The 5,351-nt window shown below is 58.5% G+C and carries 6 protein-coding genes; all 6 read right to left on the reverse strand.

Annotated elements, in window-relative coordinates:
• Positions 1–373: CBS domain-containing protein (locus AB7E65_RS10920; protein ID WP_428745895.1), on the reverse strand; the 373-nt coding region annotated here is incomplete at its 3' end.
• Positions 324–1,550 (reverse strand): UDP-N-acetylglucosamine 2-epimerase, encoded by a 1,227-nt coding sequence (gene neuC / locus AB7E65_RS10925; protein ID WP_072285604.1) that lies wholly within the window; start codon positions 1,548–1,550, stop codon positions 324–326. The genes AB7E65_RS10920 and neuC, both read right to left, overlap by 50 nt.
• Positions 1,551–1,612: 62 nt before the next feature.
• Positions 1,613–2,620 (reverse strand): N-acetylneuraminate synthase, encoded by a 1,008-nt coding sequence (gene neuB, locus AB7E65_RS10930; RefSeq protein WP_428745896.1) that lies wholly within the window; start codon positions 2,618–2,620, stop codon positions 1,613–1,615.
• Positions 2,621–2,633: 13 nt separating this feature from the next.
• Positions 2,634–3,260: an acetyltransferase gene (locus AB7E65_RS10935; RefSeq protein WP_072287964.1), complete on the reverse strand. Its 627-nt coding sequence runs from the start codon at positions 3,258–3,260 to the stop codon at positions 2,634–2,636.
• A gap of 5 nt (positions 3,261–3,265) precedes the next feature.
• Positions 3,266–4,405 carry a LegC family aminotransferase gene (locus tag AB7E65_RS10940; protein ID WP_428745897.1) on the reverse strand — a complete coding sequence of 380 codons (1,140 nt, stop codon included), beginning with the start codon at positions 4,403–4,405 and terminating at the stop codon, positions 3,266–3,268.
• Positions 4,398–5,351 (reverse strand): NAD-dependent 4,6-dehydratase LegB (locus AB7E65_RS10945; protein WP_428745898.1); only part of this gene is annotated, 954 nt, incomplete at its 5' end. The genes AB7E65_RS10945 and AB7E65_RS10940, both read right to left, overlap by 8 nt.

Here is a 5,351-nt window from a genome sequence, read left to right on the forward strand (position 1 = left end):
CCATAACGACCACCGTATTGGGTTTTTCGCTGATACGCAGGTATTCGTCGATCACTTCGACGCCGACCAGCAGCCCCTGATCGTCAACCATGGGCACCTGCTTGACACCCGCGGCGAGCGCCATCTGCAGCAGATCCTCCTTGGGTTGGCTGAGATAACCTTTTACCGGTGAAACATTGTATATGTCGTCAATAAAGTCATCCAGGCTCTTGCCACGCAGAAACGCCCGTCTCAGATCGCCGTCGGTGATGGTGCCGACCAGCCGATCCTCTTCGACGACCAGGGCGATCTGCATGGCCGCCTGATCGATGGTTTCAAGCACTTCACGAATGGTGGCCCGGGGGCTTACCGTTACCTTCCTGGCACTTCTCATGGCGCTGCTCCAAGATGTCGACCGGAATGTCATAAAAGCTCTTGCGGATTCCGGAAAAATCCGTTTCCTTGATGATTTCCTTGATCCTCAGGGAGGTGTTTTGTCCCTCATAAGGATTATCGACCGTTGCCGCCATTTTCTTAAATGTATTCGTACAGGCTTTTTTCAAAGCCGCGACGATATCTTCCACCGCAGGGTCGCAATCAATGACACTGGCCGCCCTGATACGCCCCTGCTGGCGGGCCCCGATGTTGACACTGGGCACCCCGAAACTGGGCGCCTCGATGATGCCGCTGCTGCTGTTTCCGACCACGGCATCGACCTGCCGCATGGTGCTCAGATAACCGGATTGCCCCATGGAGGGAAATGCCGCAGCCCGACCAGGGTGGGTCGCTACATAGTCATCGATCATCCGGTTGACAATGCGACCGTCGGCATCGGCATTTGCCTTGGTGAAAATCGTCTGCGCAGGTGGCATCTGGTCAAGGGCCGCCAGGAGATTTCCAAATTGCATGACCGCGGTCCCCGGCTCCAGAGTGACCGGATGGAAAGTTATCAGAAGATTTCTTTCACCGAAGGAAAAACCAAAACGTTTTTCCAATTCCTCGCGCGCCAGGAATTTAAGCTTTTGGATGTTTTCCACCCCCAGCGCGCCAACATTGTAAACAGACGCCGGGTTTTCCCCCAATTGAATTACACGTCGCCGATATTCCTCGGCCGCGACAAAGTGCAACAGGCTCATCTTGCTGATTGCATGACGAAAGGCATCATCCATGGCGCCCTCGGTTACTTCGCCCCCATGAATATGAACAATGGGTATGCCGAGTATCTGGGCCGCCATGGCAACCGTCAACGCTTCAAAACGATCTCCGAGAACCACCAGGCAATCGGAGCCAAGCCGCTGCAGAGCTTCGCCAAACCCGAACATTCCCATCCCGACGGATTTGCACACCCCGATCGCGGTATTTGAACTGAGCAGGATTTCAACCGCCTCGTCGATAAAAAACCCGTCCTCTTCAATTTCACGACGGGTTAATCCGAACTCCGGGGAAAGATGCATGCCGGTCACAAGGGTTTGCAAACGCATCTTGCGATCACGACGGATCCGCTCCATCAGCGGACGCAACAGACCGTATTCAGCTCTGGTGCCGGTAAAGACACAGACTTTTTTTTGCATGGGGTTCCTTTTTTCGAATTACAGGAACAAATCCCGGAAAAAGAAAGAAAAGGCCGGGAGTTCTACCATTCGATCGGCTCTCCGCTGACAAACTGGCGCAACGCACACCTGCCGATCACCTCGTCCCAGCACATGGGATCGAGACCACCGGCGGGACGTTTGACGGCCAGGTTGTCCTCGGTAAAAATTTCACCGCTACGGATGTTTTTCGCCGCGACGATAGACTTCCGCACCGCGACAAGGTTTCTGGATTCGGAAAGCGACGGCCGCTTTTGAGCGTCGCCCAGCGCCACTTCGATATTGCGGATGGCGGACACCATGGCGTGCAGCTCAACCGGCTCAAGGGAGGCGCGGTGATCCGGGCCAGGCAGGCGGCGATCCAGGGTGAAATGTTTTTCGATGACCGCGGCTCCCAACGCTACGGCGGCGATCGGCACTTCGATCCCTTCGGTATGATCCGAATAACCCACCCGCACCCCGAAGGCCGCGCCGATGCTGCGCATGGCCCGCAGGTTGACATCACCCATGGGCGTCGGATACTCGGTGTTGCAGTGCAAAACGGTGATCCGGTCCTTCGGAGTGCCGGCGTCGGTCAGCACGCGCAACGCGGCCGAAATTTCATCCATATCGGCCATGCCGGTGGAGAGAATGACGTCTTTAGCCAGGCTGCCGATGCGGCGCAGGTAAGGCAGATTGGTGATTTCACCGGAGGGAATTTTAAAGACGTCGAGCCCCAGATCGCAAAGCAGATCGATGCTGGCCAGATCGAAAGGCGAGGACAGAAAACGGATGCCTGCCTGCCGGCAATGTGCGATAAGCGCCCGATGGTCCTCCATCGACAATTCCAGCCGGCGCAGCATGTCGTACTGTGATTCGCTCGACCCGGTGGTCTGCTGCTGGTAATCGGCCTTGGGGGCACTGCGGGACACCAGGGTTTCGGCGCGGAAGGTCTGAAACTTCACCGCATCGGCACCCGCCTGTGCGGCAACATCCACCAGCATTCTGGCACGGTCGAGGCAACCGTCGTGGTTGACGCCCGCCTCGGCAATAATAAATACAGGTTTCTGCATGGATATTTCCTTTTTAGCGACCATTCCCGCCACCGATATAAATGCTGTTGGGCGGCAGGGACTTCCGCACCAGTGCGCCAGCCCCGATGATACAGCCGGATCCGATTTCGAGGTTTTCCCTAGCCACGGCGCCGCTGCCGACAAAGGTCCCCTCGCCGATTTGCACCGCGCCGTTGACCACGCAGGCGGTGGACAAATGGCAATGGTCACCAACCGATACGTCGTGTTCGACCAGGGCCCGGCTGTTGACGATGCAGTTGCAGCCGACTCTCGCCCCCGCATTGATCAGCGCGCCGTGCATAACGATGGTGCCCTCGCCGACAACGGCATGCCGGCTGACGCGGGCAAGCGGCGACACGATGCTGGGAAGACACCCGCCATGGTCCTTGATAATCTGGAACAGGGCAATCCGCCGCGCGGGGCTTTTGATCTGGCCCAGCGTTATCAGAAACCGGAACTGCCCTTCCCTTATCAGGCGGGGTATGTCGTCATCGCAGCCAATCACGGGGTAACCGAGTATCCCGGTGCCCCCTTTTGCGGGAAGATCGAGCACACCGAAAATGCGGTAAGCGCCCGAAGCTTCGAGGATATCGATGACCGACCGGCAGTGCCCGCCGCCTCCGACGAGAATGATATCCATTCTGTTCACAGAAAAACACCGCTGGGAAGGTTGACCAGCCGGCGGTACAGACTTTCGGTCACAGGCAGGGCGCCTGTTTGACAATGACGGTACAGATCCAGCATATGCATGGGCCGCCACAGGCAGCGGGTCATTACTTTTGCCTCGTTGGTGGTTCTCAGAAAGGCGTCGCGCTGCGGTTCGTCATCCAGAAGGAGCGCATTCAGCCAATAGTTTGACATGCCCGCCGCAGGCTGTTGGACAAACCGCCAGCCCGTGCCTTCAAAAAAACCGGCATAACGCCCGGCCAATGCCCTCTTATGGCCGAGAAAGCGAGGCAGGCTTTCCATTTGCGCCAGACCGAGGGCGGCATTGAGGTTCGGCATCCGAAAATTGTAGCCCAGTTCGTCGTGCAGAAATTCCCACGGATGCGGTACCTTGGCGGTGGTCGTGAGGTGTCTGGCACGTCGCGCCAGCGCCTCGTCATCCGTCACGATGATGCCACCGCCGCCGGTCGTGACGATCTTGTTGCCATTGAAGCTGAACACCCCGAGCCGACCGAAGGTGCCGGTATGGCGATCCAGATAAAAACTGCCCAGGCTCTCGGCGGCATCCTCGACCAGCGGCACCCCCCACTCTGTGCAAATGCGGGAGATCTCGTCGATGCGGCAAGGGTGGCCAAGGGTGTGCATGGGCAGGCAGGCAGCCAGGGGTCGGCCACTCGTGCGGTTCAGCAGACGACCGGCACTGATCACGGCGTGGGATTGCAGAAAGGCCTCTAACGCCCGGGGCGACAAACCGAGCGTATCCTCGTCCACGTCGATGAAAACCGGCTGTGCCCCGGCGTAGCGGATGGCATTTGCCGTAGCTACAAAGGTCAGGGACTGGGTCAGAACGTCGCAGCCCCCTTCGACACCGGCCAGCTTCAGGGCGACGAACAGGGCCTGGGTGCCATTGACCACGGCCACCGCATGACGGCTGCCGACAAAATCCGCCAGCGCTTTTTCAAAGGCTTCGACAAAAGGACCGACGCTGGAAACGTAGGTGCTGTCGATACACTCCTCCAGATAGGCCTTTTCCCTGCCCGGAAAAACCGGGGCATGCAGGGGGATGGTTTCAACCCCCGGATACTGGTCGCGGATAAAGCCGATAATGTCCTCAAACATTGTAGATTTCCGTTTTGTAGCGAGCCAGGTTGGCGGGGTCCGTGAACCAGTCGATGGTCCGGCGAAGCCCTTCTCTCAATGTGTGCCGCGGTTCGAAACCGGTCAGTTTCCTGATCAGTCCGTTATCGCACCACAGGCGAAAAACCTCGGACTGCCCGGGACGCAATCGCTGCGCGTCGCATTCCAGCGCGACCTCACGGCCCATCAGTTCCCGGATCAGGCCGAACAGATCGCCGATGGATATCTCACGGTTGGAGCCGATATTTACCGTTTTCCCCACGGCCGCGTCGCATTCGGCGAGAGCCAGGAACCCGGCGCAGGTATCGGCGACATAATTGAAATCCCGCGTCGGCCTCAGATCACCGAGCCGGATCGATGCCTTGCCGGCGGCGATCTGCGAAATGATGGTGGGGATGACGGCACGCGCCGATTGTCTTGGTCCGTAGGTATTGAACGGCCGCACGGTCGTCACCGGCAGACCGAAGCTGTTGAAAAAACTCATGGCCAGGGCATCCGCCCCGATTTTGCTGGCGCTGTAGGGCGATTGGGGCTGCAGCGGGTGCGCTTCATCGATGGGAACGTAGCGTGCCGTGCCGTAAACTTCGCTGGTGCTGGTGTGGAGTACGCGCTGGCAGCCGTTTTCCATGGCGGCCTGGCAGATATTCAGGGTGCCGGTGACATTGGTGTCCACGTAACTGGCGGGAGCGACATAGGAATAAGGGATGGCAATCAGGGCGGCCAGGTGGAAAACCACCTCGATGTCTTTGCTGATCTCCCGGCAGAAATGGGGATCGCGCACGTCACCGCAGACCACTTCGATACGCTCACCGCAGGCAAGACCGTCCAGCCAGCCCCAGTGATTGAAGGAATTGTAAAGGGCGAGTGCCCGGACCCGACAGCCCCGTTGAACCAGAGCTTCCACCAGGTGGGAGCCTATGAAACCGTC

Source organism: Syntrophotalea sp. (genome assembly GCF_050253115.1).
GTDB lineage: Bacteria > Desulfobacterota > Desulfuromonadia > Desulfuromonadales > Syntrophotaleaceae > Syntrophotalea > Syntrophotalea acetylenica.

Coding starts and splice junctions, on each gene's coding strand:
- AB7E65_RS10935 (WP_072287964.1), bottom strand. CDS start 3,260: ATGGATATCATTCTCGTCGGAGGCGGCGGGCACTGCCGGTCGGTCATC.
- neuB (WP_428745896.1), bottom strand. CDS start 2,620: ATGCAGAAACCTGTATTTATTATTGCCGAGGCGGGCGTCAACCACGAC.
- AB7E65_RS10940 (WP_428745897.1), bottom strand. CDS start 4,405: ATGTTTGAGGACATTATCGGCTTTATCCGCGACCAGTATCCGGGGGTT.
- neuC (WP_072285604.1), bottom strand. CDS start 1,550: ATGCAAAAAAAAGTCTGTGTCTTTACCGGCACCAGAGCTGAATACGGT.